Origin of the sequence: Pseudomonas sp. L5B5 (assembly GCF_020520285.1) — a bacterium.
Lineage (GTDB): Bacteria > Pseudomonadota > Gammaproteobacteria > Pseudomonadales > Pseudomonadaceae > Aquipseudomonas.
Genome location: NZ_CP084742.1, coordinates 5,863,026 through 5,889,421, shown reverse-complemented (window position 1 = coordinate 5,889,421; position 26,396 = coordinate 5,863,026). Strand labels below are relative to the sequence as shown.

Annotated in this window: 29 protein-coding genes; 12 read left to right on the top strand and 17 right to left on the bottom strand. The window is 65.0% G+C overall.

Annotated features, from left to right (window positions below; translation table 11 throughout):
• Positions 1 to 333 precede the first annotated feature (333 nt).
• Both LGQ10_RS27125 and LGQ10_RS27120 read left to right on the top strand, forming a co-directional pair.
• Positions 334 to 1,653 carry a methyl-accepting chemotaxis protein gene (locus tag LGQ10_RS27125; RefSeq protein WP_226523735.1) on the top strand — a complete coding sequence of 440 codons (1,320 nt, stop codon included), beginning with the start codon at positions 334 to 336 and terminating at the stop codon, positions 1,651 to 1,653.
• 89 nt (positions 1,654 to 1,742) lie between these two features.
• Positions 1,743 to 2,282: a DUF1003 domain-containing protein gene (locus LGQ10_RS27120; RefSeq protein ID WP_058436928.1), complete on the top strand. Its 540-nt coding sequence runs from the start codon at positions 1,743 to 1,745 to the stop codon at positions 2,280 to 2,282.
• A gap of 5 nt (positions 2,283 to 2,287) precedes the next feature.
• Here LGQ10_RS27120 and LGQ10_RS27115 read toward each other — a convergent pair whose 3' ends face one another.
• The gene (locus LGQ10_RS27115; RefSeq protein ID WP_413247572.1) at positions 2,288 to 3,256 is read right to left on the bottom strand and encodes a LysR family transcriptional regulator; all 969 of its coding nucleotides are present in this window, start codon (positions 3,254 to 3,256) and stop codon (positions 2,288 to 2,290) included.
• Here LGQ10_RS27115 and LGQ10_RS27110 point away from each other — a divergent pair.
• Positions 3,255 to 3,962 (top strand): CTP synthase, encoded by a 708-nt coding sequence (locus LGQ10_RS27110; protein WP_226523734.1) that lies wholly within the window; start codon positions 3,255 to 3,257, stop codon positions 3,960 to 3,962. The two genes, LGQ10_RS27115 and LGQ10_RS27110, sit on opposite strands and share 2 nt — an antisense overlap.
• On the top strand, positions 3,959 to 4,282 hold the full coding sequence (locus LGQ10_RS27105) for an antibiotic biosynthesis monooxygenase family protein (protein ID WP_226523733.1): 324 nt from the start codon (positions 3,959 to 3,961) through the stop codon (positions 4,280 to 4,282). Before LGQ10_RS27110 ends, LGQ10_RS27105 begins: the two co-directional genes overlap by 4 nt.
• Positions 4,283 to 4,330: 48 nt before the next feature.
• Here LGQ10_RS27105 and LGQ10_RS27100 read toward each other — a convergent pair whose 3' ends face one another.
• A complete protein-coding gene (locus LGQ10_RS27100) occupies positions 4,331 to 4,666 on the bottom strand; it encodes a DUF2025 family protein (RefSeq protein ID WP_226523732.1) in 336 nt (111 codons plus the stop codon).
• 247 nt (positions 4,667 to 4,913) lie between these two features.
• On the opposite strand from LGQ10_RS27100, the gene LGQ10_RS27095 reads away from it, so the two are divergent.
• A complete protein-coding gene (locus tag LGQ10_RS27095) occupies positions 4,914 to 6,041 on the top strand; it encodes a glycerophosphodiester phosphodiesterase (protein WP_226523731.1) in 1,128 nt (375 codons plus the stop codon).
• Positions 6,042 to 6,722 (top strand): AraC family transcriptional regulator, encoded by a 681-nt coding sequence (locus tag LGQ10_RS27090; RefSeq protein ID WP_226523730.1) that lies wholly within the window; start codon positions 6,042 to 6,044, stop codon positions 6,720 to 6,722.
• On the opposite strand, the gene LGQ10_RS27085 is transcribed toward LGQ10_RS27090, so the two are convergent.
• Positions 6,700 to 7,611, bottom strand: coding sequence for a sterol desaturase family protein (locus LGQ10_RS27085; protein WP_058436497.1), 912 nt, complete (start codon positions 7,609 to 7,611; stop codon positions 6,700 to 6,702). The genes LGQ10_RS27090 and LGQ10_RS27085 overlap by 23 nt on opposite strands.
• Positions 7,612 to 7,768: 157 nt before the next feature.
• On the opposite strand from LGQ10_RS27085, the gene LGQ10_RS27080 reads away from it, so the two are divergent.
• Positions 7,769 to 8,086: a PepSY domain-containing protein gene (locus LGQ10_RS27080; RefSeq protein ID WP_058436498.1), complete on the top strand. Its 318-nt coding sequence runs from the start codon at positions 7,769 to 7,771 to the stop codon at positions 8,084 to 8,086.
• Positions 8,087 to 8,152: 66 nt separating this feature from the next.
• Here LGQ10_RS27080 and LGQ10_RS27075 read toward each other — a convergent pair whose 3' ends face one another.
• Positions 8,153 to 9,778: a methyl-accepting chemotaxis protein gene (locus tag LGQ10_RS27075; protein WP_058436499.1), complete on the bottom strand. Its 1,626-nt coding sequence runs from the start codon at positions 9,776 to 9,778 to the stop codon at positions 8,153 to 8,155.
• Positions 9,779 to 10,052: 274 nt separating this feature from the next.
• Here LGQ10_RS27075 and LGQ10_RS27070 point away from each other — a divergent pair, with 274 nt between their 5' ends.
• Both LGQ10_RS27070 and LGQ10_RS27065 read left to right on the top strand, forming a co-directional pair.
• On the top strand, positions 10,053 to 11,075 hold the full coding sequence (locus tag LGQ10_RS27070; protein ID WP_058436500.1) for a transporter: 1,023 nt from the start codon (positions 10,053 to 10,055) through the stop codon (positions 11,073 to 11,075).
• 251 nt (positions 11,076 to 11,326) lie between these two features.
• Entirely contained in the window at positions 11,327 to 12,937 is a 1,611-nt protein-coding gene (locus LGQ10_RS27065) for an inorganic phosphate transporter (RefSeq protein ID WP_226523729.1), read from the top strand.
• Positions 12,938 to 13,145: 208 nt separating this feature from the next.
• On the opposite strand, the gene LGQ10_RS27060 is transcribed toward LGQ10_RS27065, so the two are convergent.
• The 5 genes from LGQ10_RS27060 to LGQ10_RS27040 all read right to left on the bottom strand — a co-directional run bounded on the left by LGQ10_RS27060 (position 13,146) and on the right by LGQ10_RS27040 (position 17,462).
• Complete coding sequence (locus LGQ10_RS27060) at positions 13,146 to 14,120, bottom strand: biotin-dependent carboxyltransferase family protein (protein WP_058436241.1); 975 nt, start codon at positions 14,118 to 14,120, stop codon at positions 13,146 to 13,148.
• On the bottom strand, positions 14,117 to 14,989 hold the full coding sequence (locus LGQ10_RS27055; protein WP_058436242.1) for a 5-oxoprolinase subunit B family protein: 873 nt from the start codon (positions 14,987 to 14,989) through the stop codon (positions 14,117 to 14,119). Before LGQ10_RS27055 ends, LGQ10_RS27060 begins: the two co-directional genes overlap by 4 nt.
• A complete protein-coding gene (locus tag LGQ10_RS27050) occupies positions 14,986 to 16,359 on the bottom strand; it encodes an acetyl-CoA carboxylase biotin carboxylase subunit (RefSeq protein WP_226523728.1) in 1,374 nt (457 codons plus the stop codon). Before LGQ10_RS27050 ends, LGQ10_RS27055 begins: the two co-directional genes overlap by 4 nt.
• 10 nt (positions 16,360 to 16,369) lie before the next feature.
• On the bottom strand, positions 16,370 to 16,612 hold the full coding sequence (locus LGQ10_RS27045) for an acetyl-CoA carboxylase (RefSeq protein WP_058436244.1): 243 nt from the start codon (positions 16,610 to 16,612) through the stop codon (positions 16,370 to 16,372).
• 91 nt (positions 16,613 to 16,703) lie between these two features.
• Positions 16,704 to 17,462: a 5-oxoprolinase subunit PxpA gene (locus LGQ10_RS27040; protein ID WP_226523727.1), complete on the bottom strand. Its 759-nt coding sequence runs from the start codon at positions 17,460 to 17,462 to the stop codon at positions 16,704 to 16,706.
• A gap of 118 nt (positions 17,463 to 17,580) precedes the next feature.
• On the opposite strand from LGQ10_RS27040, the gene LGQ10_RS27035 reads away from it, so the two are divergent.
• Positions 17,581 to 18,498, top strand: a complete 918-nt coding sequence (locus LGQ10_RS27035) for a LysR family transcriptional regulator (RefSeq protein ID WP_058434968.1) — start codon at positions 17,581 to 17,583, stop codon at positions 18,496 to 18,498.
• 108 nt (positions 18,499 to 18,606) lie between these two features.
• Here the strand turns inward: LGQ10_RS27035 and LGQ10_RS27030 are convergent, their stop codons facing one another.
• From LGQ10_RS27030 to LGQ10_RS27015, 4 genes are read right to left on the bottom strand one after another with little or no spacing between them, the layout of a single operon-like run.
• Positions 18,607 to 19,188, bottom strand: coding sequence for a membrane integrity-associated transporter subunit PqiC (locus LGQ10_RS27030; protein WP_226523726.1), 582 nt, complete (start codon positions 19,186 to 19,188; stop codon positions 18,607 to 18,609).
• Positions 19,185 to 20,876 carry an intermembrane transport protein PqiB gene (locus tag LGQ10_RS27025; protein WP_058434970.1) on the bottom strand — a complete coding sequence of 564 codons (1,692 nt, stop codon included), beginning with the start codon at positions 20,874 to 20,876 and terminating at the stop codon, positions 19,185 to 19,187. Before LGQ10_RS27025 ends, LGQ10_RS27030 begins: the two co-directional genes overlap by 4 nt.
• Positions 20,869 to 21,483 (bottom strand): paraquat-inducible protein A, encoded by a 615-nt coding sequence (locus LGQ10_RS27020; protein ID WP_058434971.1) that lies wholly within the window; start codon positions 21,481 to 21,483, stop codon positions 20,869 to 20,871. The genes LGQ10_RS27025 and LGQ10_RS27020 overlap by 8 nt, the downstream gene beginning before the upstream one ends.
• Positions 21,483 to 22,091 carry a paraquat-inducible protein A gene (locus tag LGQ10_RS27015; protein ID WP_058434972.1) on the bottom strand — a complete coding sequence of 203 codons (609 nt, stop codon included), beginning with the start codon at positions 22,089 to 22,091 and terminating at the stop codon, positions 21,483 to 21,485. Before LGQ10_RS27015 ends, LGQ10_RS27020 begins: the two co-directional genes overlap by 1 nt.
• Before the next feature lie 152 nt (positions 22,092 to 22,243).
• Here LGQ10_RS27015 and LGQ10_RS27010 point away from each other — a divergent pair, with 152 nt between their 5' ends.
• A complete protein-coding gene (locus tag LGQ10_RS27010; RefSeq protein ID WP_058434973.1) occupies positions 22,244 to 22,891 on the top strand; it encodes a TetR/AcrR family transcriptional regulator in 648 nt (215 codons plus the stop codon).
• Positions 22,892 to 22,899: 8 nt separating this feature from the next.
• Here LGQ10_RS27010 and LGQ10_RS27005 read toward each other — a convergent pair whose 3' ends face one another.
• Positions 22,900 to 23,334, bottom strand: coding sequence for a multidrug/biocide efflux PACE transporter (locus tag LGQ10_RS27005; protein ID WP_226523725.1), 435 nt, complete (start codon positions 23,332 to 23,334; stop codon positions 22,900 to 22,902).
• A gap of 89 nt (positions 23,335 to 23,423) precedes the next feature.
• On the opposite strand from LGQ10_RS27005, the gene LGQ10_RS27000 reads away from it, so the two are divergent.
• Positions 23,424 to 24,278, top strand: a complete 855-nt coding sequence (locus LGQ10_RS27000; protein WP_226523724.1) for a LysR family transcriptional regulator — start codon at positions 23,424 to 23,426, stop codon at positions 24,276 to 24,278.
• 6 nt (positions 24,279 to 24,284) lie between these two features.
• Here LGQ10_RS27000 and LGQ10_RS26995 read toward each other — a convergent pair whose 3' ends face one another.
• Genes LGQ10_RS26995 through LGQ10_RS26985 form a run of 3 tightly spaced genes read right to left on the bottom strand, consistent with a single transcriptional unit; the run spans position 24,285 to position 26,388 of the window.
• A complete protein-coding gene (locus LGQ10_RS26995) occupies positions 24,285 to 25,526 on the bottom strand; it encodes an RNA polymerase sigma factor (protein ID WP_058433314.1) in 1,242 nt (413 codons plus the stop codon).
• Positions 25,526 to 26,017: an SRPBCC family protein gene (locus tag LGQ10_RS26990; protein WP_058433315.1), complete on the bottom strand. Its 492-nt coding sequence runs from the start codon at positions 26,015 to 26,017 to the stop codon at positions 25,526 to 25,528. The genes LGQ10_RS26995 and LGQ10_RS26990 overlap by 1 nt, the downstream gene beginning before the upstream one ends.
• A gap of 26 nt (positions 26,018 to 26,043) precedes the next feature.
• Positions 26,044 to 26,388 (bottom strand): YciI family protein, encoded by a 345-nt coding sequence (locus tag LGQ10_RS26985; protein ID WP_058433316.1) that lies wholly within the window; start codon positions 26,386 to 26,388, stop codon positions 26,044 to 26,046.
• Positions 26,389 to 26,396 lie beyond the last annotated feature (8 nt).

Genomic DNA, 26,396 nt, shown 5'->3' with positions numbered 1-26,396 from the left:
AAAAAACATTTTTGTACAAGTTAATTTAGCTTTTTCAGGGTAAATGCCATCATAATGCCGCCACTTCGCGACAGCGACGGCCTTTCTTGTGCAGCACTGCAACGACAGCCGTGGCCACGCAAGCCCATTAAATCGACTCGCAGCCATTACGTATCCTCTTGATTCGGCCACCGGTGTTCGCCCCAGATGGCGGCCGAAGCATCACTGCGAGTTTTTCTGCCAGTCATGGAACGCTGGCATTGAGCAGATAATGCCGGGTGTCAGGGAGCATTCGGCATACCGGCGCACTCATAGGGATCGACGCAACGTTTCTCCCACAGAGCACCAGCCAACATGCTATTCAACCGCCACAACAAGACCATCGATTCCCTGAACCGGACCATCGCCGAACAATCCCGCATGCTGGACGCCATCGACCGCTCCATGGCGGTGATCGAGTTCGACCTCAATGGCACCGTACTGCGGGCCAACGACAACTTCCTCAAGACCCTGGGCTATCGCGAAGACCAGGTGCTCGGCCAGCCCCACCGACTGTTCTGCACCCCGGAGTTTGCCCGTAGCAGCGACTATCAGAAGCTGTGGACACGCCTGAAGGACGGCCACTTCGAATCCGGCACCTTCGAGCGTATCGCCAGCGATGGCCGCAGCCTATGGCTGGAAGCCAGCTACAACCCCATCCGCGATGAGGCCGGCAAGGTCTACAAGGTGATCAAGTATGCCCTCGACGTCACGGCCAGAATCCAGGAAGAGGTCGAGGCACGCAGCAAGCTGGATGCCATAGACCGGGCCATGGCGGTGATCGAGTTCGATCTCGACGGCACCATCCTCGGCGCCAACTCCAATTTTCTCAGCCGCCTGGGCTACAGCCTGGCCGACATCAAGGGCAAGCATCACCGGATGTTCTGCAAGCCGGAGCTGGCCAACAGCAGCGGTTACCAGGACTTCTGGAACCGCCTGAACAAGGGACAATTCTTCAATGGCCGTTTCGAGCGCCTCGACAAGCATGGCCGCACCCTGTGGCTGGAGGCCAACTACAACCCGGTCTACGATGCCGCCGGGCGCCTGTGCAAGGTGGTCAAGTACGCCGCCGACGTCACCGAGCAGGTGGAGAAGCACGAGCATGACGCCCAGAGCGCTGCCCAGGCCTACCACATCTCGGTACAGACCCGAAAAGTCGCCGAGCAAGGCACCGAGGTGATCCAGCAGGCCGCCAGCGAGATGCGTCAGATCGCCAGCAACATCGAGGACTCCTCGTCGCAGATCGCCCGGCTCGGCGAGCGCTCGGAACAGATCACCGCCATCGTCAACACCATTCGTGCCATCGCCGACCAGACCAACCTGCTGGCGCTCAATGCCGCCATCGAGGCCGCCCGCGCCGGCGAACAAGGCCGCGGCTTCGCCGTGGTGGCCGACGAAGTGCGCCAGCTGGCGGCCCGAACCAGTGGTTCGACAGCGGAAATCTCCAGCATGATCGACATGATCCAGAACGAGACCCAGCAAGCCATCAAGAGCATGGACGGCACCCGGGAGCGGGCGGCCAAGGGCGTACAACTGGCGGACCAGGCCGGTTCCGCGATCCTGCAGATTCGCGACGGCGCCAGTGAGGCGGTAGAGGCGGTGAGCGTCTTCGCCGGGGACCGCGGCGCGCTCTGAGAGAAACCTTTCCCGACGTCGATAGCAGCGTCGGGAAAGGCCTGGAGGACTATAGTGGGCCGACGTTCCAGCGCCTGGCGGAGGCCACCATGAGTTCCAGCGACACCCCGGAAAAAACCACCCCGAGCATCGATCACCTGCGCTTTCACCGGGCCCATGCCCACCTGGCGCCCACCTTCGGTACCGACGGTTTTGCCTTGAAGGCGGAAGCCTTCGCCCGATTCTTCGGCACCCCGACCTTCCTCGGCGCCCAGACCCTGGTGGTGGTGATCTGGGTGGCCCTGAATCTCAGCGGCCTGACCCACTTCGATGTCTACCCCTTCATTCTCCTGAACCTGGCGTTCAGCCTGCAATCGGCCTATGCCGCGCCCCTGATCCTCCTGGCCCAGACCCGCCAGGCCGCGCGGGACAAGGCCCAGGCCGACGCCGATGCACAACACCGGGAAGCCCTGGCCATCGCCAACACCGAACGCCAGGCCCAGGCCGCCCACACCACCGCTCAACTGCTGGAGTTGCTGGAACAGAACACCCGCCTGACGGAGATGACCAAACAGCTGACCGAACGCATCGAGAACCTCACCAGCGACATGCACCAGCACTTCGTGGGCAAGGAACAGCCCCGGGCCTGATCGCGTCAGCTCCAGCGCAGGTGGCGCGCCAGCTCGTCGAACAACGTCACCACCGAACGCAGGGCCCGGCAATCCGGTCGGGTCAGCAACCACAGGGCCGTTTCAGGACCCAGGGGCTCGCTCAACGGCTCCAGCATCCCATCAGCCACGAGAAAGTCCGGCAGCGCCGCGATCCCAAGCCCCGCTCGCACCAGTTCGACCACCGACTGCATGCTGTTGCAGCGATAGGCAGGTTGCACGGCGGGCCACTGCTGGCGCCGCCAGGCCACCGTCGGGTGGTCGGGCAGGAAATCATCCGGGGCGATCCACGCCAGCTGTGACAGATCGCTGCAATCCACCTGCTGCCGGTACGCCTCGCTGGCATACACGCGATAGGACACAGCCCCCAGGCAGCGTCCCACCAGGTGCTCCGGTGGTGTGCTGGTCAGGCGCACGGCAATGTCCGCATCGCGCCGGCTGAGGTTGGCAAAGTCATTGGAAGTGCACAGTTCGATGACCAATGCCGGGTAGTTCGGCATGAACAGCGCCAGGGCCGGTAGCAACAGACTGTGCAACACCGCGTCGGTGCACGTCAGGCGCACGGTGCCGCTGATCACCTCACCGCCCCGGGCCACGCCGATCCGCGCCGCTTCCAGAGCCTGTTCCGCTTGCTCGGCCTGCTGCGCCAGGGCCTGGGCCAGGCTGGTGGGCAGGTAGCCGGCGCGACTCTTGGCGAACAGCTGCTGGCCGAGCCCGGCCTCCAGTCGGCGCACCGCGCGAAACACCGTCGAGACATCGACCTTGAGCAGCGCCGCGGCGCGGGCCAGGGAGCCGCCACGGACCAGGGCCAGGACCAGAGCCAGGTCGGGATAGTCCAGCTGATAGTGCGTCACTGCATTGATCACTTGGATAAACGCCAATATTGATTGCGCAGACGCCAATCTATAGTGGCCACCAACTGGCGACAAGCCGGGATGACCACAGGAGAAGCCCATGTCCCCACGCCCCATCCGCATCGCCCTGGTGGGCGATCACGACCCCCTGATCACCGCGCACCAGGCGCTGCCCCTGGCCCTGCAACGAGCGGCGGACGAAATTGGCACCCAGGTGGAGTATCAGTGGCTGGCGACCGAACACCTGCACGATGCCGAGCAACTGGAGGGTTTCGATGGCCTCTGGTGCGTGCCCGGCAGCCCCTATCGCAACGCGACCGGGGCGCTACTGGCGATCCGCCTGGCCCGGGAACAGCAGCGCCCCTTTCTCGGCACCTGTGGCGGTTTCCAGCACGCGGTCCTGGAATATGCCCGCAACGTGCTGGGCTGGACCAATGCCGAACATGGGGAAACCGCTCCACAGGCCGAGCGAGCGGTACTCAGCCTGCTGAGCTGCGCCCTGGTGGAAACCCGCGATCGCATCCAGCTGCGGCCAGGCAGCCTGATCGCCAGGGCCTACGCCAGCCTGAGCATCGAAGAAGGCTACCGCTGCCGCTACGGAGTCAATCCGGACTTCGCCGGCCCCTTGCTCAGTAGCACCTTGCGCCCCAGCGGCCACGACCAGGCCGGGCAATTGCGCGCCGTGGAACTGGACGACCATCCGTTCTTCGTCGCCACCCTGTTCCAACCCGAGCGCGCTGCCCTCGCGGGTCACACCCCGCCCCTGGCCCGGGCCCTGCTCCAGGCCTGCCAGGAGCTGCGGCGATGATCGGTAGCACCCCGGTCCCGCCCTACTACGCGGTGATCTTCAGCTCCCTGCGCAATGCCGCCGACCTCGCCTATGACCAGGCAGCCGCACGCATGGTCGAGCTGGCACGCCAGCAACCTGGATTTCTAGGAGTCGAATCGGCACGGGGTGTCGATGGTTTCGGTATCACCGTGTCCTACTGGACTGACGAGTCGGCGATCCTGGCCTGGAAGCGGCAGGCCGAGCACAGCGTCGCCCGCGAACACGGCCGCACCCAGTGGTACCGGCACTTTCAAGTCCGGGTGAGCAAGGTCGAGCGAGCCTACGGTTTCGGCGAATGAGGGGACTCCCGGATCGCCCGCGAGGGCGCCCCGGGCAGTCGTGCCGGATCAACTCCGGGCGCTTGACAGCAGGCTGCGCACGGCCTGGATTTCCGGCAGGTCGCGGCGACGCATGTACACCCGCAACGGCTCGCTGATGTTGATCCGATCGTCGATGTTCTGGTCCAGCAGCAACTGGATCTGCTTGCGCCGCAGGCTCATGGCCTCGCCGTCACCTGAGGCCCAGACAAATTCGCTGGCCGGGACAATGGCGTCGTCGGCCACGTCCATGCCAAAGGAGTCCTCGCTGAAACGCACGATGTAGTGGCCGGTCTTGCGATTGAAACCGACAAAACCCTTGAGCTGGTCGGCGGCCTGGCAGATGAGTTCGGAAGTGATGCTCATGGTAAACCTCGTTATGGGTCCCGCAGGAGGGGAAATCGATGGTCTACACGCGAGGCAAGGAACAGCGGTGTTTTGTCTGGCTTCCCTCTGCTGGGGAAACTGTGGCGTCCAAGAGTACTGCAAAGTGCCGGAAAAAATCCGGATCATGCGCAAGAGCTTGATATGTGTCGCTTTGGCGATAGCACAAGCGTCATCGAGTTGCTAAAAGATAGCGACGTGTACCCGCCCCCACGAAAGGATTCCGCCCATGCCTGCCACCCTCCACCCCAGCGCCCTGATGCTGGGCCTGATGCTCGGTTGTGGCCTGGCCCAGGCCGCCGAACAGCTCGCCCCCGAGGCCCTGGCCGCTCGCCTGGACATCCCCCGGCCGGCGGTCATCGCCCATCGCGGAGCCTCCTTCGATGCCCCGGAGTCCACTGCGGCCTCCTACACACTGGCCCGGGACCTGGGGGCCGACTACCTGGAGATGGACCTGCAGCGCAGCAAGGATGGCGTGCTGTTCGCCCTGCATGACAACAACCTGCAGCGCACCACCGACGTGGCGCACAAGTTCCCCGAGCGCAAGGACAGCCCCGCCAATGCCTTCACCATGGCCGAGCTGAAGACCCTGGATGCCGGCAGCTGGTTCAACCAGGCCCACCCCGATCGCGCCCGCCCAGGCTTCGTCGGCCTGAAGATCCTCACCCTGGACGAGATCATCGATATTGCCCAGGGCAGCTCGCAGCACAAGCCCGGGCTCTATATCGAGACCAAGGAGCCACAGCTCTTCCCCGGGATCGAGCACGACCTCAAGGAACAGCTCCAGCACCGTGGCTGGTTGAGCCCGTCCGGCTCTACCCTGGCCAAAGGCGATCTGGCGGTGGGCCAGGGCCAGGGCAAGGTGGTGTTGCAGACCTTCGACAAGCACAGCCTCGAACTGCTGTACCAGGAAATGCCCAGGGTGCCGAAAATCCTGCTGTTGTGGCTGGCGCCCGGCAGTATCGAACCGGCCTCGGGGCAGAGCTTCGCCAGCAGCGGTGAAACCGACAAGGCCGCCTTCTATGCCCGCCAGCAACCCCGCGACCAGGCTGAATTCAAGCGCTGGGTAGACTTCGCCAAGGCCCGGGGAGCCATTGGCACCGGCCCTTCGGCGGCCCTCTCGGGCGGTGGCGAACAGAGCTACGCCGACCTGGTGCAACCCTGGATGAACCAGTACACCCATGAACAGGGGCTGCTGGTGCATGTCTATACGGTGGACGAGCCAGTGGACTTGCAGAAGGTCATGAGTGCCGGAGTCGATGGCATCTTCACCAACCGCAGCGACGAGTTGCTCAAGTACTTCCAGCGTCCGGCCGGCACCAGTGTCAGCCGATTGCTGGACGCCAGCGGCTACTGAGTGTCCTCCTCGCACTGGAATGGCGAACTCTGGCTGGGCCGTGACTTCGGCCTGGTCCATGGCCTCATGGGGCCTACCGCGCCCCACGCCCACTACGCCCATCAATTAATCATCGCTCCCGGGCTGCCGGTCACCGTGGAACTGGACGGTGTCCGGCAGTGCGGTCACTACCTGATGATCCAGGCCTTGTCCCGCCATGCCATCGTCGAGGCTCCCGAAGCAGCGTTCACGGTCTACGCCGAGCCGCTGTCGATCGACGCCCTAGACCTGCAGCAGAGCATCAGCGGCGTCACACCCACGTTGCCCGGCCTGGAGGCGGCGTTGCGCACCTGTCGACGCCAACCGATTGCCGATCGTCGCGTAGGCCGGGCGCTGCAGATGCTGGACACAGCCCTGGACGGCAAGGTGGCGGCCGCCCAATTGGCGGCCCAGGCCCACATTTCCCTGAGCCAGCTGGAGCGCCTCTTCGCCCGGGATGTAGGCCTGCCGGTGCGCCGCCTGGTGTTGTGGCGGCGCTTGCGCCTGGCCATGGCCCTGATGCTGCAGGGCCAGGCCATGACCCAAGCGGCTCACGAGGCCGGGTTCGCCGACGCTGCGCACTTTTCCCGGACCTTGAAGGCACTGTTCGGCGTCACCGCCGGCCAGACCCTCAAGACCCTCAGGCCTCGCCTGCTGGCCTGACCCGACGGCGCAGGGCCGGCGGCACCTTGGGTTCGGTGCTGTAACGCTGGACCTTGAACGGCTCCAGCAATTGCTGCCCGTAGGCCACGGGGTAGTCCGGGCGACTGCCGATCCCCAGGTCCCCCGGGCGCATCCGATAGTCATGCCGGTAGAAGGCGGTGCCCAGCAGCCAGTCCCACAGATTGAAGAACAGCCCGAAGTTCACGTCCCCGGCACGCCCGTACTTCATGTGATGAAAGCGGTGCACCGGGGCCCAGGCGAAGACCAGGCGCAGTACCCCGAGGCGCATGTCGACATTGGAGTGCTGCAACAGCAACTGGATGGCAATGGCCAGGGCCAACAGCTGCGCCACCGGCAACGGAATACCCAGCACCAGCAGCGGCAACAGCCCGGCCGAGGCTTCGAGCAACTGGTGCAAGGGGTGCTTGAGCAGGCCATTGAAGCCATACATGCGCTGCACACTGTGGTGCACGGCATGCAGGCGCCAGAGCCAGGCCCAGCGATGACTGGCGTAATGAGCCAGGGTGATCCCGCAATCCGCGAGGGTGATGGCCAGCAGTACCTGCCCCCAGAGCGGCCATTGCCCGGGCCACAAGCCGTCATGGGCCAACAGCGCCACCAGTCCCGGCAAGGCCAGCAAGCCGAGCGCATTCAAGCCTTCGTTGACCACCGCATGCAGGCAATCGCGCAAGCGGTCGCCCTGGGAGCGATTCCAGGCCGGTTCGTAGGGCAGGAGCCACTCCGCCACGAACGACACGCCAAGGGCCGCCAGGAACAACCAGAGCAGGCCCGTCGCCGAACCGCCAGCGCTGCCCATCCACCCGATACCGGCGCCGATGAAGCCACTGAAGAACAACGGCCCATACAACCACGCAAGCATTCGTTTCATCCGTTTTGTCTCCGTCGTTAAGGAGACGCCAGCTTGCCGATGCAGGGGAACCGCAAGCTTGAACAAATGGCGCAACCGCCAGCGGGAATTAAGGGTGAATTAAGTTGTGCCGGTTAACCTGTGCCCATCGAAACCCATCACCTCCGAGGAAACATCCATGAGCAAACTCTCCGCACTGCTGGCCGCCACCGCCCTGACCCTGACCGCCGGCCTGGCCCAGGCCGATGTCCGCCCAGACCTGATCCCGGGCCTGCTCAAGTCGGGCGCGATCATGGACCTGGAAAAGCTCAACCAGGCCGCCCTCGCCCAGCATCCTGGCACCAGCGCCGCCAACATCACCGATACCGAGCTGGAACAGACAGCCGCTGGCGCCTACGTCTACCAGGTGGAATTGCGCGACAGCAAAGGCATCGAGTGGGACGTGGACCTGGATGCCAAGACCGGCAAGGTCCTGGGCAACAAGCAAGACCAGTAACCCCCATGCAGCACCAGGCCGCGCCCCGATTCGGGAGCGCGGCCTCGTGTTTTACGGCCTGGTCGATCAGGCGCTCAGGCGCGCCGTGACCTCGTTCAGCTGACCTGACAGGGCATGCAGGTTGCGGCTTGCCGCCTCGGTGCGCTGGACATTGTCCAGGTTGGTGCTGGCAATGCTGGTGATCTCGGTGAGGTTGCGCGAGATGTCCTCGGCCACCGAGGTCTGTTCCTCGGCCGCCGTGGCGATCTGCCGGTTCATGTCGCGGATCGCTTCCACCGCCTGGGTGATGCGCTCCAGCATGGCCCCGGCCTCGGTCACCTGCTGCACACTCTGCTCACTGCGCGACTGACCGCTCTCGATGGCGTGGGCAGCATCCACCGCACCGGTCTGCACGGTCTGGATGATCTGGTTGATTTCGGTGATCGACGCCGCTGTGCGTTGGGCCAGGCTGCGCACTTCATCGGCGACCACGGCGAAACCACGCCCGGCCTCGCCGGCCCGGGCCGCCTCGATGGCCGCGTTGAGGGCCAGCAGGTTGGTCTGCTCGGCGATGCCCTGGATCACTTCCAGCACCTTGCCGATCCGTCCGCTGTCGGCTTCCAGGCGACGAATCACCGTGGCGGTGTTGGCGATCTCGCCACGCATCCGGGTGATGCTGTCGATGGTGCTCTGCATCACCTGCTCGCCCTGCTGCGCCGACTGATCGGCATCATCTGCGGCACGGGCAGCATCGGCGGCATGACGCGCCACCTCCTGGGCAGTGGCGGACATCTCGTTCATTGCCGTGGCCACCTGATCGGTGCGGCTGAACTGCTCATTGGTGCCCTGGGACATCAGGGTAGCGATGGCGTTGAGTTCACCGCTGGAGGTATCCAGGTCCGAAGCACTGCGCTGCAGGCTGGTGAAGGTCTGGGCGAGGAAATCGCGCAGGGTATTGGCGGCCATTGCCAGCTTGCCCAGTTCATCCTGGCGCGTGCTGTCCACTCGCTGGGAGAACTGGCCACGGCTGAGCTGGGCCACGTAGTCGATCAACTGGCGGATCGGCTCCACCAGGCTGCGGTTGACCAGCCACAAGCTGAGCAGGCCGATCAGCAGGGCGGAGATGAGCATCACCAGGATGCCCAGCCACACCGTACGATCGGCCGCGCTGCTGATCTGCTGCGACTGCCGCTCGCCCTGCTTGCGCAACTCGGTCACCAGCTCGCTCATCTGGTCGCTGGCGGCACGGTCCAGGCCCTTGACCGCGGCATCACCGGCACTCGGATCGGCACCACCGGCCACATAGGCGTCACGGGCTCTCTGATAGGCCTGGCCCAGGGCCAGATGCTCCTGGGCCAGGCGCTGTACCCGGCTCTTGAGCGAAGGTTCCAGCTCCGGCGTCTGCACCAGTTGCCCCAGAATAGTCTGGACATCGCGCTGACGGTCCTCGAACTGCTGCCAGTACTTGTTCAGTTCCTGAGGCTGCTTGCCCCGCAGCAGCACGTTCTTCCATTCCTGCACCTGGATCTTGAACTGCAGGTTGGCCTCATCGATCAGTTGCGAACTGTGCAGCGGCCCCTCGATCAGCTGGCGATAGTTCTGCACACCGTTGGACAGCAATTGAAAGCACGCCAGGGCGATCAACAACACCGCCAGCAGGCTGCCGCTCAGCAGGGCGAGAATTTGCGCCCTCAGGGATTTTTGCAAAAACATCGAGAAGATCTCATGGCAGGGAGGAAACAGGCCCGATAAGGCCATGCGTAAGTCCGAACTTCCCTGTCAGGTGCATTCGAGCCGGGCCGAATGCGTACTGCATGTGAGCAGTGATCGGCCTCGCCCGGACAATCTTGAGGGCCTCCGACCACTGGTAGAACGGGGCGAATCATGGACTTGCAACTGTCACAAAAACGTCAAGAGACCTTGCCATGATCGAGCCCAAGTGAACCTGTGAAATCCGCGCCAGGCACTGTTCCTCCTGCGAGCCTCCATGAACCACAGCCTCGACCAGAGTCACCGCGATTCCGACCTGTTCGGCCTGCTCTACGGTTACCGCTTTCGCCCCGGCGAACGTGGTTGCGAACTGGACTCGGCCAAGGCGCTGCAAGCCCTGCAGGCTCCCGAACACCACGACCAGTTCCTCTGGCTGCACCTGAACCTGGCCCATGCCGCCTGCGAACGCTGGATGAAGGCCCACCTGCAACTGCCCGAGGAATTCTTCGAGGCCCTGCACGAAGGCTCGCGCTCGACCCGCATCGAGCACGTGGACTCGGCCCTGCTGGCAGTGGTCAACGATGTGGTGTTCAACTTCGGCAACATGGTCTCCTCGGACATCTCCACCCTGTGGGTCTGCGTACGCAGCAACCTGATCATCAGCGCCCGCCTGCAGCCCCTGCACTCGGTGGACAAGCTGCGCTCCTCGGTGAAGGCCGGCGAGCACTTCCGCTCGCCCCTGGAACTGCTGGTGCACTTGTTGCGCGACCAGGGCGAAGTGCTGACCCAGATCGTGCGCAAGACCAGCCTCAGCGTCGACCAGATCGAAGACCAGTTGCTGGCCGCCCGGGCCTCGACCAATCGTGCCGAACTGGGGGCCATGCGCCGAGTGCTGGTGCGCCTGCAGCGGCTGCTGGCCCTGGAGCCGGGCTCGCTGCTGCGCCTGCTCAACCGCCCGCCGCCATGGTTGCAGAAGGAAGACGTCAAGGAGCTGCGCAAGTCCACCGAGGAGTTCGCCCTGATCATCAATGACCTCACGGCCCTGGGGGAGCGGATCAAGCTGCTGCAGGAGGAAATCGCCGCCAACCTCAACGAGCAGAGCAACCGTACGCTGTTCACCCTGACCGTCGTCACGGTGCTGGCGCTGCCGATCAATATCATCGCCGGCTTCTTCGGCATGAACGTCGGCGGCATTCCCCTCTCCGCCGACCCCGAGGGTTTCTGGATCCTGGTGGCGCTGGTGGCCACCTTCACCGTGATCGCCGGACGCTGGGCCTTTCGCAAGCGCCAGGATTACTGAACCCTGCGGCCGCTACGCGCCCGTGCGCAGCCTCGCTGGCGCTCGACAGCGGCTACAGGGCGCCGTGGATCAGTGATGCACGCAGACCTCGCCTCGTGTGGCCGCTGCCGCAGGCTGCGCACGAGCCGCCAGGGTGGGCAAACGGATCAACGGGCTGGCCAATTGCACAAACCATGACCTGAGGCAGTCTGCTTGTAACATTTGGCAACGATCATGGACTGCACTCCTTCCAGCCACAGGATTGTCCAGCAATGGCCACCCCTTCTCTGAGCGCCGCGCCCCCCAGCCTCGACGCCAAACCACAACTGGACAAGAAACCCAGCCCCTTCACCCTGGTGGTGTTCTTCGCGGTGTTGGCCATGGGCCTGCTGTTCACCGCCTACAGCCTGATGCACGACATGCACGAACTGGGTACCACGGTCACCACCTGGACCCCGTTCCTGCTGCTGGGCGTCGCGTTGCTGATCGCCCTGGGCTTCGAATTCGTCAACGGCTTCCACGACACCGCCAACGCCGTGGCCACGGTGATCTATACCCACTCCCTGCCACCCCAGTTCGCGGTGGTCTGGTCGGGCCTGTTCAACTTCCTCGGGGTGCTGCTGTCCAGCGGCGCGGTGGCCTTCGGCATCATTGCCCTGCTGCCGGTGGAGCTGATCCTGCAGGTGGGCTCTTCCGCCGGCTTCGCCATGATCTTCGCCCTGCTGATCGCCGCCATCCTGTGGAACCTCGGCACCTGGTGGCTGGGTTTGCCTGCCTCCTCGTCCCATACCCTGATCGGCTCGATCATCGGGGTCGGCGTGGCCAACGCCCTAATGCACGGTCGCGATGGCACCAGCGGCGTGGACTGGAGCCAGGCCACCAAGGTCGGTTACGCCCTGCTGTTCTCGCCGCTGATCGGCTTCGTATTCGCCGCCCTGCTGCTAGTGGCCCTGCGCCTGTTCGTCAAGAATCGCGCTTTGTACAAGGCACCCAAGGGCGACACCCCACCGCCGTGGTGGATCCGCGGCCTGCTGATCCTGACCTGCACCGGAGTGTCCTTCGCCCACGGCTCCAACGATGGCCAGAAAGGCATGGGCCTGATCATGCTGATCCTGGTGGGCACGTTGCCCATGGCCTACGCCTTGAACCGCACCATGCCCGCCGACCAGTCGCTGCAGTTTGCCGCGGTGGCCGAGGTCACCCAACAGGCATTGGTCAAGAGCTACCCACAGGCGGCACCGGCCGACCCGCGCGCGGTGCTCTCGGAGTACATGCGCAGCAAGCAGGCGACGCCGGAACTGGTTCCGGCCCTGGCCGCCCTCACCGGCGCCATCGGCACCGAGGTCAAGGGCTACGGTTCGCTGGCCAAGGTGCCAGCCGAAGCCATGGGCAACGTGCGCAATGACATGTACCTGACCAGCGAAGCGATCCGCCTGATGGACAAGAACCAGGTGGGCCACTTCGACCAGGACACCCGGGACAAATTGCAGCTGTTCAAGCAACAGATCGACAACGCCACGCGCTTCATCCCGCTGTGGGTGAAGATCGCCGTGGCCATTGCCCTGGGCCTGGGCACCATGGTCGGCTGGAAACGCATCGTGGTGACCGTTGGTGAGAAGATCGGCAAGACCCACCTGACCTACGCCCAGGGCGCCTCGGCGGAGACCGTGGCGATGCTGACCATCGGCGCGGCGGACATGTTCGGCCTGCCGGTATCCACCACCCATGTGCTGTCCTCGGGGGTGGCCGGCACCATGGTGGCCAACGGCGGCGGCTTGCAGATGCGCACCATCCGCAACCTGGCCATGGCCTGGGTGCTGACCCTGCCAGCGGCAATCCTGCTGTCCGGCAGCCTGTACTGGCTGTTCACCCAACTGTTCTAGCCGGTAATCCCCAGCGGCTCATACCGAGCCGTACGCAGCCTGCGGCAGCGGCTACACGAAGCAGCAGCCCTATCTGCTGTAGCCGCTGTCGAGCACCAGCGAGGCTGCGCACGGGGCGCAGCCCCGCAGAACCTGACGGCGAGTACCGAACCCTGCGCAGCCTGCGGCAGCGGCGACACAGTGCGTGAGCCGCTACGACTGGGGTGGATCAGGAGGGAAACAGCTTGGCCAGGCACGCCTGCTTTTTCTTGTAGGAACGCCGCGCCTCAAGCGCTTCATCCAGGGTCACCGCTACAAAACGCGCCTTCTGGTTGGGCTGCATCTGGCCGATCAGGTCGAGGTCGGCGCTGATCACCGTGCCGATCATCGCGTAGCCGCCCCCGGACACCGCATCCCGGTGCAGGACGATGGGTTCCAGCCCCGCCGGCACCTGGATCGAACCGATGGGGTAGCAGCTGTCGACGATGTTCGACGGATCGGAACCGGCACCGAACGGCTGCTCCCGGGGCTGGAAGCTCAGCGCGCTGCCGCCCTTGAAGCGATAGCCGATACGATCCGCCTCCGAGCCCACGGTCCAAGGTTCGGCGAAGAAGCTGGCCTTGGCCGCCTCGCTCAAGCGCTCGTAGTAAAGGCCCGGGACCACCCGCAAGGTGATTTCGCCCCCCAGGGACTGGCGCAGCGCCATGGGCAGGCTGGCCCCCGGGCGACTCTTGCCGCTGTCCACACCCACCGGCAATTCATCGCCAATGGCCAGGCGCCGCCCCTGGAAACCACCCAGGGCGCCAAGGGCATAGGTGGAACGGCTGCCCAGCACCAGCGGCACGTCGATGCCTCCGGCCACCGCCAGATAGGCCCGCGCCCCGGCCTTGGGAAAGTCGAAGCGCAGCACTTGCCCGGCCTTGACCGCAAAGGCGGTGTCCAGGTGCATGTCGACGCCATCGAGCTTGGGGGTCATGTGGGCACCGCAGACCGCCACCAGAGCATCGGCGCCGAACTCCAGTTCAGGCCCGAGCAAGGTGCACTCCAGCCCCGCCGCCCCCGGCGCGTTGCCCACCAGTTGGTTGGCGGCGCTCAGGGCGTACTGGTCCAGGGCCCCGGACGGCGGGATCCCCAGGTGATAGAAACCTTCGCGGCCCAGGTCCTGTACCGATGTGGCCAAGCCCGGTTTGATGACCTTGATCATGCCAGCACCTCCTGCAGCGACGTGGGATAACCGACCGGGTCGGCGAGAAAGGCATCCAGCGAAAACTCCACCTCGCGGATGCGCAAGTCGAAGCGCCCGGCCTCGACCTCGGCCACGGCCAGGTCATAGGCCTCGCGGTCGATGGGCTTGAACTGCACGATGTCTCCCGGGCGGAAGAACACCATGTGCTGCTTGAGGTAGGCCAGCTGTTGCTGCGGGTCGTAGATGGGCGCCGGGGTAACGCCGAACATCTGGTAGCCGCCGGCACCGCGCACCGAGTAGATGCAGCCAAAGCAGCCGCCGTGGCCCAGGGTCAGCTTCGGCGTGTCGGTACGCGGCCGCAGGTACTTGGGCACCTGCAACTGGCGCTCGCGCTCGACCATCTGGAACATGAACGGCAGGCCGGCGACGAAGCCCACCATGGAGACGAACCAGGGCGCGCCGCTATGGGCAGCGATGAAGGCGTCGACATCCGCCAGGCCGTTGATCCGCGCCGCGTATTCAAGATCGGTGGCGCTGGGGTCCTGGTGCCGGTCGCGAAAGCGCATCAGGGTTTCATGGGTCCAGGGGTCGTTGTAGAGCACCGGGATCTCGATGATCCGGGTGTTCAGGCTGCGCTCGGCCACCGCTCCGGCCTCGGCCTGTCGAACGGCTTCCAGCAGGGCGTGCGGGGCAATGCGGTCCGGGTCGAAACGGATCTGGAACGAAGCGTTGGCCAGGCACACATCCAGCACGCCATCCAGTTCCAGGCGCTCCACGGCGCGGGTCACCGCCATGCCCTTGAAGAAAGCCTCCAGGGACATGCTGTCGCTGACTTCGGCGAACAGGTGCTCGTCGGCACCAAAACTGTAGCGGATCGGCTGGTTCATGCGACACCTCCGGCGCGGCGCTCGGCCAGCCAGGTTTCCAGGGTTCCCGTGTGAAAGTCGGCCTGCTGCAACCAGGGTTCGGCCAACAGTTCGCGGTGCAGCGACAAGGTCGTGGCCATGCCGCTCAGGGTGGTGTGCTCCACGGCGATCCGTGCCCGGGCCAAGGCTTCGCCACGGTCGCGGCCGTGGACGATCAGCTTGGCCAGCAGCGAGTCGTAGTAAGGCGGCACGGCATAGCCCGGGTACAGGTGGCTATCGACTCGCACCCCGGCACCTTGCGGCCAGATCAATTGCTCGACCTTGCCCGGGCTGGGAAAGAAATCCCGCGCCGGATCTTCGGCGTTCAGACGCATCTGCAGGGCCGCGCCGTTGAGCCGGATATCGCTCTGGCACAGCCCCAGCGGTTCGCCGCCAGCGATACGCAGCATGGCCTGGACCAGATCGATGCCAGTGATCAGTTCGCTGATGGGATGCTCCACCTGGATCCGCGTATTCATCTCGATGAAGAAGAACTCGCCGGTACTGTCGTCATACAGGTATTCCAGGGTCCCGGCCCCCTGGTAGCCCAGGGCCTCGGTGAGGCGCACGGCACTGCTGCACAGTTGCTCGCGCTGGACGGCGTCGAGCACCGGCGACGGCGCCTCCTCGAAGATTTTCTGCCGCCGCCGTTGCAGCGAACATTCGCGTTCGAACAAATGCACTGCACGCTTGCCGTCTCCCAGCACCTGGACCTCGATATGCCGGGCCCGGCCGATAAAACGCTCCAGGTACAAGGCGCCATTGCCGAACGCCGCCTGGGCCTCGCGCTGCGCCCGGGGAAACTCCTCCACCAGTTGTGCGACGTCCTCGGCCAGGCGAATACCCCGCCCGCCCCCTCCGGCCGATGCCTTGATCAGCAGCGGGAAACCCACCGTCTCGGCGGCTTGCAGCGCCGCCTGCAGTTCGAACAACTCGCCGGCCGAACCCGGTACCACCGGTACCCCAGCAGCCTGGGCAGTAAGTCGGGCCTCGGCCTTGTCGCCCATGCGGCGGATGGTCCGGGCGTCGGGTCCGACAAAGATGGCGCCAGCCTGGACCACCGCTTCGGCAAACTCGGCATTCTCCGAAAGAAAGCCATACCCCGGGTGCACGGCATTGGCCCCGCTGGCCTTGAGCGCGCCCAGCAGCGCCTCGCTGTTCAGGTAGCTCTTGTCGGCCCGGGCCGGGCCGATGACCTGCACTTCGTCGGCCAGGCGCGCGGCCATGGAGTCGGCGTCCGCCTCGCTGCAGGCAGCGACGGTAGGGATGCCCAGGGCCTTGGCGGCGCGGATGATGCGCACAGCGATCTCGCCACGGTTGGCGACCAGCAGCTTGCGGATGGAATCGGTCATGTCACAGCCCTCATTCGACCAGGATCGCGACGACCTGGCCCGGCTCCACCGGATCCCCGTCCTCGACCAGGAAAGCACCGACCTGGCCGGCGCTGCCGGCGGTCAATTCGGAAAACTGCTTCATGACTTCGATCAGGCCGATCACGGTATCGGCGCTGACACGGTCGCCGACCTCGACGAAGGGGGCCGACTCGGGAGTGGCCTTGCGGTAGAAGGTGCCCGGCAAAGGGGTGATGACGTTGTATTCGGCCATGTCTGTTTCTCTTGGAATAGTTGTCGAAAGGCAGGCAAAAAAGCAAAACCGTGTGAAATCGCGTCTGTGCGCGGTGCTTGGAAAAACCGCCTCAGCGTGGCGCTCGTACCTGGATGCCGGCCAGGTCCAGCGCCGCGCGGGTGGCCTCCACCAGGTCCAGCGCCCCCGGGGTATCGCTGTGCAGGCAGATGGAATCGAACTCGATGGCCAGGTCTTCACCCTCGACCGTGCGAACCACACCGTGCTGGCAGGCGCGCACCACCCTGGCAGCCACCGTATCCGGATCCAGGGCACGAACCTGGCGGGTGAAGACGATTGAACCACTGAGGTCGTAATCGCGATCGGCGTAGAACTCGCGGACCACTGGTTGCCCCAGCTCCTGGGCGATACGGCAGATCACCGAGCCGGGCATGCAGTACAACAACAGCTCGGGCTCGAGTTTCTGCAGATTTTCCACCAGCAAGCGCGCCGCCTCCTCGTCCCGGGCCAGGTGCATGTACAACGCGCCATGGGGCTTGATGTGCTGCAACGCGAGGCCCTGGACCCGGGCCATCTCGCGCAGGGCGCCGAGCTGGTAGAGCATGTCGTCCACCAGCTCCTGGGCAGGGGCGTTGATATGGCGCCGACCGAACCCCACCAGGTCGCGAAACCCCGGATGGGCGCCGATGGCCACGCCGCGCAACCTGGCCTGTTCGATGGTGCGGCGCATGGTGCCGGGGTCACCCGCATGAAAACCGGTGGCGACGTTGGCCGAACTGATGAAGCCCATCAGTTCGTTGTCCACGCCATCGCCGATGGTCCACGGGCCGAAGCTCTCGCCCATGTCCGAATTGAAATCCACTGCCTGCATCACTGTTGCTCCAACGTCCGTGACTCGTGCCATGGACGTTAGAGCGGCCTTGACCCCTTGGGAAGATCTATTATCAGATAGGGGTTGTTCTGAAAAACAGATACCCAAAGGGATAGAAATGTCGTTGACCCTGCGCCAGGTGCGGTACTTCGTGGCCACTGCCGAGATCGGCCAGATCTCCCAGGCAGCGATCCACCTGAACATCTCCCAATCTGCGGTGACCACGGCGATCAAGGAGCTGGAGGCGATGCTCGCCGTACAGTTGTTCGTGCGCTCGGCCCAGGGCATGAGCCTGACCGACGCTGGCCGGCACTTCCTCAACCGCGCCTACGTGATCCTGCGCAGCGTCGATGACGCGCTCAACAGCCCGATGCCCGATTACCGCGCCAGCGGCACCCTGCACCTGGCCGCCAGCTACACCGTGATCGGCTATTTCCTGCCGCACCATCTGCAGCGCCTGGGACACTGGCACCCGGACGTCACCATCGAGTTGCATGAGCAGGAGCGCCAGGCTATCGAACAGGGGCTGTTGGCCGGGCACTTCGACATGGCGGTGGTGCTCACCGCCAACCTGACCCATCCGGACATCGTGTCCGAAACCCTGTTCAACTCCGAGCGCCGGCTGTGGTTGCCGGCTCACCATCCGCTATGCGAACGGGCCAGCATCAGCCTGGCGGACGTGGCGGCAGAGCCTTTCATCCTGCTCACCGTGGATGAGGCGGAACAAAGCGCCATGCGCTATTGGGAACAGGCTGGCCAGCAGCCCAGGGTGCGGGTGCGGACCAGTTCGGTGGAGGCGGTGCGCAGCATGGTGGCCAACGGCAGCGGCGTGGCGATCCTCTCGGACCTGGTGCATCGTCCCTGGTCGCTGGAAGGCAAGCGCATCGAAACCCTGAGCCTGAGCGATGCGGTCACGCCCATGAGCGTCGGCCTGGCCTGGCACCGCGAACGAAGCTTCACCCCGGCGATGCAGGCGCTGCGCGATTACTTTCGCGACGCGTTCCTCGCGCCCCAGCAGTTGTCCGCACGTCGCTGAGCCCAGCCCATGACCTGTAGCCGCTGTCGAGCCCGCGAGGCTGCGACAAGGTCCGCAGGACCTTCAGCGATTGCGGCCGCTACGCGTCCGGGCGCAGCCTGCATTGGCTCAGGGGCAGGTCCAGCGCTGGGCGGCGCCCGCAATCTGCCCGGCCAGTTGGGCGATGGCCTGCTGGTGGGCCTGCACCAGGCTACCGAGCCCGACCCCCGATGGCTGGCGGATCTGGCTGCTGCAAGTCAGGCTGCGCGCCGGCTTGCCCTCGCTGCGCTGGCGCAGGCTCCAGACCACATCGATCAGCGCATAACGCCCAGGCAGGGACTCGAAGCGACGCACATCGGTCTGCAATGACAGGACCGGACGCCCTGGCTGTTTCGGCAGGCCTTCGAGATTGCGGGTGCCCAGCTTCGACTCCAGCTGGCTGGCCAGGGCGTCATGGAACTCATCCACCAGGGGTGCGCTCCAGCGCTGGGTTTCCAGGATCGCCAGGGTGCCACTGTCCTGGCGCACCACCAGTTGCGGCTGGTCCACCTGGACCGGGATCCGCACCGTGGACATCTCGAACTGCAGGCCCGATGCGACGGGTGCGGCGCCTTCGGCCACGGGCGGCATCAGGGTGTAGTAATGGGTCGGCGCGGAGCTGCACGCGGCAAGTCCCAGGGTCAGGCTCAACAACAGGGCACGGGTTTTCATGGCTGGGATTCCGGTACGGATTCGCGAACGGAGGAGGATGAAGACGAGTAGGCATCCGGTTGATTGTCCTTGAGGCGCCCACGAATCAGCGCCTCCGGATGACGACCGAGGAAGTCGGTCAGGACTCGTACCGAGCGCGCCGTGCGCTGCACCTCCTCCATGGCCTGGCCGAGTTTCTGGCGTTGCGGCGAGTCTTCGGAGAAGCTCTCGTTGGCGCTGGCCAGGGTCTTCTTCGACTGCTCCAGGGTCTCGCGCATCTGCGGCAATACCTGGCCGTTGACCTGCTTCAGGGTCTTGTTCATTTCCGCCAGGCTGGCGTCCAGGTTGGCCGCAATGGAGTCGATCGGCAGCTTGCTGATCTTGTCCATGGTCGCCTGCAGCTGCTCCTGCAACTTGTCCAGGCTGCCCGGGACGGTAGGGATCTCCAGCGGCCGGGCGCTGGGGTTGTAGGCCACGGGCTTGGCGTTGGGCACGAAGTCCAAGGAGATGAACAGCTGACCGGTCAGCAGGTTGCCGCTGCGCGCCTGGGCCCGCAGGCCATTGCGGACGAAGGCACCGATCAATTGCGCGGAGCGGGCGTCGTCTTCGCCACCAGCCTGCTTCACCAGTTTTTCATGGGCCTTGCCCAGGCGCTCGGGATAGATCACCGCGCCGACCAGGGTCGGGAAATACTTGCGCTGCTCGTCGTAGTCCAGGTCCATGGAGACCACCTTGCCGATGTTCACCCCGAGGAACTCCACCGGGGCGTTGATGGCCAGGCCACGCAGCGCCTGGTCGAAGCGCATGCGGATGTAGTACGGGGCACCGTCCGGTGGCGCCAGGGCCGTGTCCTGGTCGCCGAACAGGTTGTATTCGGCGTTTTCCTCGGCCGGCTTGGCGTTGGGGCTGTACTTGGGCTCGACGAAGGCAATGCCGCCGGCGAGGATCGACGACACCGACTCGGTGTTGACCTTCAGGCCATTGGCGCCGAGGGTCACATCCACGCCGCTGGCGTTCCAGAACCGGCTGTCGGTGGTCACGTACTTGTCGTTGGGCGCGTTGACGAAAATCTTCACATCCACACCCTTGCCGCTGTTGGCCAACTGGAAGGACACCACCTGGCCAACCTGGATGCGCCGGTAGTAGACCGGCGAGCCGATATCCAGGGACCCCAGGTCATCGGTGTGCAGGGTGAAGCGCTTGCCCTTCTGGCCATAGGTGATGGGCGGCGGGGTTTCCAGGCCCTTGAAGCTGTCCTTGCGCTTGTCCGAGCGGCCGGCATCGGCGCCGATGAAAGCCCCGGACAACAGGGTATCGATGCCGGAAACCCCGCTGGCGCCGATGCGCGGGCGCACCACCCAGAACATCGAGTCCTCGGCGGTGAAAGGCTCGGCGGACTGGTCCAGCTCGACCTTGGCCACCACCTTGCGCCGGTCATCGCTCAAGGCAATGGAGGTCACCTTGCCAATCACCACGTTCTTGTACTTGACCTGGGTCTTGTTGGCTTCCAGGCCCTCGGCGGTCTGGAAGCTGATGCTGATCTCCGGCCCGGCCGACATCGACTTGTGGACCACCATCGACAGCCCCACCAGGGCCGCGACAATGGGCACCAGCCAGACCAGCGAGACGTTGAAGCGCCGTGTACGCAGCGCCGGGGCACCAGGGGCGGGTTGGGGACTTGCTGCGTTGGAACCTGGATGATCAGACATCTTCAACCTCTACATCCCAGATGAGCCGGGGATCGAAACTCATGGCGGCGAACATCGTCAGCACCACCACCAAACCGAAAAACAGGATGCCCATGCGTGGATCGATGGAGCTCAGGGCGCGAAACTGCACCAGGGCCGCCACCAGGGCCACCACCAGCACATCGAGCATCGACCAGTAGCCGATCACCTCGACGAAACGATACAGCTTGGCACGCTCGCGCTGAGCCCAGCGCGAGCGGCGCTGGCAGGTCACCAACAGGATGCCGAGAACAAAGAACTTGATGCCCGGCACCACCACGCTGGCGACGAAGATCAGCAGCGCGATATCCCAGGAGCCGGCTTTCCAGAACTCCACCACGCCACTCATGATGGTGTTTTCGCTGGCGTTGCCAAAGATGTTGGTGTGCATCACCGGCAGCAGGTTGGCCGGGATGTAGAAGATCAGGCTGGCCAGGAGCAGTGCCCAGGTGCGCGACAGGCTGTTGGTCTTGCGCGCATGCACCACCGAGTCGCACCGCGGGCAGTAGTGGTCGGCCTGCTGGCAGACCTGGCCGCAGGTGTGGCACAGCTTGAGCTGGTGGTCCCGGGCATAGGGGGGCGCGCTCATCAGTAGCGACCCTCCAGGTCATCCCAGAGGTGGCGGATGTCCTTGCCGGAAATCAGGATGATCAGCACCGTCAGCATCGACAGGGCCCACAGCCCCAGCCCGGGATGCACGTCGAGCATGCCCGCCAGCTTGACGATGGCCACCAGGATTCCCAGCAGGCAGACCTCGAGCATGCTCCAGGGCCGCAGGTGCTCCAGGGCCCGCATGCTGGCCTTGAAGCCTGGCGCGGCGCGACCGAAATTGGCGAAGCCCAGCACCCAGCACAGCAGGGCGATCTGCAGGCCGGGGGCGAGGATGATGGTCAAGCCAGTGACGGCGGCGATCAGGCTGATGCGCCCCTGGGCCAGGGCTTCCACCGATTGCCAGAGCGTTGCTTCGTTGCTCAGGCCTTCGAGGCTGATCTTGATCACCGGGAAAAAGTTGGCGAAGACGAACAGCAACCCGGCCGTGATCGACAGGGCGAACAGCTGCTGCACGTTCAAGTGCCGGGCGCGGGCCAGCAGCGCTCCACAGCGCGAGCATTGCGCCGCCTGGCCTTTGCCCAGCGGCACGGACTCGTACAGTGAGTCGCAGTGTTCACAGATGATCCAGTTGCGGGAAATAGTCATGGTCTTCAGGACGTCGGAAGATCGGCAAGTACAGAGGCAGGCTCTCGCCGCCAGGTATTTTCAGCAAAAGTAGAGGGTGGTGTCTAGTTTTATCCGAGGACTCGATGCTGCCATCTACGCCATAATAGGCGCCCCGAAAAATTTCGCCGACCATGACCGATTCCACGCCCTCCTCCACCAGGCAACAGCGCACCCCCAAGCAGACTCGTGGCCACCTGCGGGTCACGGCCATCCTCGAGGCCTGCGCCCGGTTGCTGGTCCACCAGGGCGTATCGAACCTGACCATGCACGGCATTGCCCGAGAGGCTGGTACCTCCATCGGCTCGCTCTACCACTTTTTCAGCGACAAGCAGCAAGTGCTCGAAGCCCTGGCCCAGGGCCATGTTGCCGCCATGAGCGCGATTGCCGAACCGCTGGATGCCGTCGATGAGAGTCATTGGCGGAGCCTGAGTTCCCGGCAGGTGATCGAACAGATCGCCCTGCCGCTGCTGCAGTACATCGAGCAGCACCCGGACCTGCTGCAAATGCTCAACCCGGCCTACGCCCTGGGCCAGCTACAGGCCCCGGACCTGCACGCGCAGATGCAGAGCGCCTACGACCGGGTGCTGCGGGTGCGTCTGCCCCGGGCCAGCGTCCGGCAACGGCAAACCCATGTGCAGGCACTGCTCGGCCTGCCCCTGGGCCTGTTCCAGCGGGCCCAGGAACAGCAGGAGCTCAAGCGTGAGTTATTGCTGGAGGAAGTGCCCCGGGCCCTGGAGGCCTACCTGGCGGTCATCGAGGGCCTGTACCGCCAGGCCTGAGGCCGGACTCAATGGGCCAGGCGCGCCTGCAGCCACTTGTCGCGCAGGACGTCGTAGGCCCAGTGGTAGAGGTAGGTGTAGGGCAGGAAGAACAGCAGCACGCCGATGTCGAGGATCAATGCCTGCAACAGGCTGATTCCCAGCCACCAGGCGATCAACGGCACCGCGACCGCCACCAGCCCGCCTTCGAACAGCAGCGCATGCACCACTCGTGTCCAGCCACCATGGGCGATCCGCAGGCGCTTGAGCACCCGATCGAACAGGCTGTTGAACAGTACGTTCCAGGCCAGCGCCAGCAGGCCGATGCCCAGGGTGACCACGCCCATGTCGACCATGGGCCGGTCCATGATCCAGGACAGCAGCGGAGTACAGATCAGCAGCGCGAGCAATTCGAAGGCGACAGCCTGGGCAATGCGTTCGGTGAGGGACTTGTGAAGGCTCATGGCCTGGCTCCTGAAATGAAGACGCTGGCGATCTTCCAGGATACGATCGATACTTCATAACCAATAACCATCGATCATGGCGATACTTCATGGCATCCAACGAAGTGCTCCTGGCATTCGTCCAGGCCGCGACCCAGGGCTCGTTTTCCGCCGCCGCGCGCAAGCTCGGCAAAAGCCAGTCGACCATCAGCGCGGCGGTAGCCAGCCTGGAGATCGACCTTGATGTGCAACTGTTCGACCGCTCCAGCCGCAAGCCCGGCCTGACCCCCGCCGGGCATGTGCTGCTGCAGCGTGCCGAGGAAGTCCTCGCGGCTACCGGCCGCCTGGAAATGGCTGCCAGCCAACTGTCCCAGGGTATCGAGGCGAAACTCACCGTGGCCCTGTCCGACACCTACCAGTCGGATCTTTTCGAGAACTGCCTGAATGCGTTCGAGCAGCGGTACCCGGAACTGGAGCTGGAATGCCTGATCGCCGAATGCGACGACCTGATCGCCCTGGTGCAGGGCGGCCGAGCCCAACTGGGCTTCTCCGAGAGGCGGCCCGACTACCCCGCGGATCTGGAGCACCAGACCATGGACGAACGCGGCGAAGTATCGCTGTTCGTCTCGGGCCAGCACCCCCTGGCGAGGCTCGACCAGGTGGATCAGCAGGCCCTGCGTCAGCACCGCGAACTGCGCCTGGCGACCGTGCTCAACCCCTATGACAACCGGACCCAGGGCCGGGTCTGGTCGGCCCCCAGCTACCTGATGCTGATGGAAATGGCCCAGGGCGGCTTTGGCTGGGCGCCGCTGCCGCGCTGGCTGGTGGACAACTTTGGCGCCGGCAGGCTGCAGGAACTCAAGGTCCGGGGCTGGCCGCGCCCGGTAGTGGTGGATGCGCTCTGGTCGCGCCTGCACCCTCCGGGACCGGCCGGCAGCTGGTTCCTGCAGCGGATGCTCGGCTGATCGAGGCTACAACTCACCCAGGCGGCGTTCGAGAAAACGCCGCTCCGGCGCCTGCCGCACCAGCTCCAGGGCCCGCAGGTAGGACTCGCGGGCCGCCTCGAGCTGCCCCAGCTGACGACAGAAATCGGCACGCGCGGCATGGGCCAGGTGATAGTCCGCCAGATCGCCACGCCGCAGGATCTGTTCCACCTGGGCGAGCCCGGCCGCTGGACCGTCGCGCTTGGCCAGGGCCACGGCGCGGTTGAGCTCGATCACCGGCGAAGGTTGCAGGCGCAGCAGCACATCGTACAGGCCAACGATCTGCGGCCAGTCGGTCTGCCCGGCCACGGGCGCTTCGGCATGCACTGCGGCGATCGCCGCCTGCAGACAATAAGGCCCGCCACGCCCGGTCCGCAGCCCCTGTTCCACCAGTGCACAGCCTTCATCGATCAGCGCTTGCTGCCACAAGGAGCGATCCTGGTCTTCCAGCAGGATCAACTCGCCATCGGCCCCCATGCGTGCCGCCCGCCGCGACTCGTGCAACAGCATCAAGGCCAGCAGCCCCATCACCTCGGCTTCCGGCAGCAGCTCCAGTAACAGGCGCCCCAGCCGGATCGCTTCACGGGTCAGGTCCTCACGGGTGAGTTCGGCCCCCAGGGACGCCGAGTACCCCTCGTTGAACACCAGGTAGACCACCCGCAGGACACTCTCCAGGCGCTCGGGCAGCTCGTTGAGCGCGGGTACCTGGTAGGGAATCGCTGCATCGCGGATCTTCGCCTTGGCGCGCACGATGCGCTGGGCGATGGTGGCCGGTGTCGCCAGGAAGGCCCGGGCGATTTCCTCGGTGCTCAGGTCGCAGATCTCCCGCAGGGTCAGCGGCACCTGGGCATCCGCCGCCAAGGCCGGGTGGCAGCAGGTGAAGATCAGGCGCAGGCGATCGTCTTGCACGTCCTCACCCTTCCAATCCTCCTGCTCCAGTTGCTCCAGCTGGCTGGCCAGGGCCACCTGGGAAGCGGCGAAGCGCGCCCGACGGCGCAACGCATCGATGGCCTTGAAGCGCCCGACGGACACCAGCCAGGCCCGGGGGTTGTCCGGGATGCCGTGATCCTGCCAACGCTCCACGGCCACGAAGAAGGCTTCATGCAAGGCCTCCTCGGCCAGGTCGAAATCCCCCAGCAACCGGATCAGGGTGGCGAGAATGCGCCGCGACTGCTCGCGGTAGACCTGTTCCACCCGTGCCTTCACCGCCACCCCGGACTGGCCCGACATCAGTCCGGCATGCCCCGGGTCACCAAGGTCACCAGGCGTTCCAGGCTCTGCCCCCAGCCCTCATGGAAACCCATGGCCTCATGGGCCTCGCGGTCGGCTTCGCTCCAGTGCATGGCGCGGGCGGTGTAGAGGGTCTTGCCATCCTGCTCCTCGAACGTCACTTCGGCGGTCATGAACGGTTTGCCCGACGGAATCCAGCCCGGCAGGAAGGCATCGGTGAACACCAGTCGCGACGGTGCGTCGATCTCCAGGAACACGCCCATGGTCGGATACTCGCTGCCATCGGGCGCGCGCATCAGGGTGCGAAACTGGCCGCCGACCCACAAGTCCATCTCGCACTCGGGGGTGGTCATGCCATGCGGTCCCCACCATTGCGCCAACAGCGCGGGCTCGGTCCAGGCACGGAACACCTTGCTGCGCGGGGCATCGATCAACTGGCTGATGGACAGCTCATGTTCGGCGGGCGCACGGCCCGCAGTCTGCAAAGTCATCGCCAAATTCCTCAGGTTTGTTTTTATCAAGGGTTGAGCTCGCGCACCGGGCGCACCTCTACGCTGCCGACCCGGGCTGCCGGGATCTGCCCGGCAATCTGCAGTGCATCGTTGAGGTCCCTGGCCTCCACCAGGTAGAAACCGGCCAGTTGCTCCTTGGTTTCGGCGAACGGGCCGTCGGTAATCGACAGCTTGCCGCCACGCATGCGCACGGTGGTGGCGGTCTGCACCGATTGCAGGGCCTCGGCGGCGAGCATCCGCCCGCTGTCGCGCACCGACTCGGCGTACGCCAGGCATTCGGCATCCCGAGGGCTGTCGGGCAAGCTGTGCAGTTGCTGTTCGTCGCTATACACCAGGCATAGATATTTCATGGGACGTC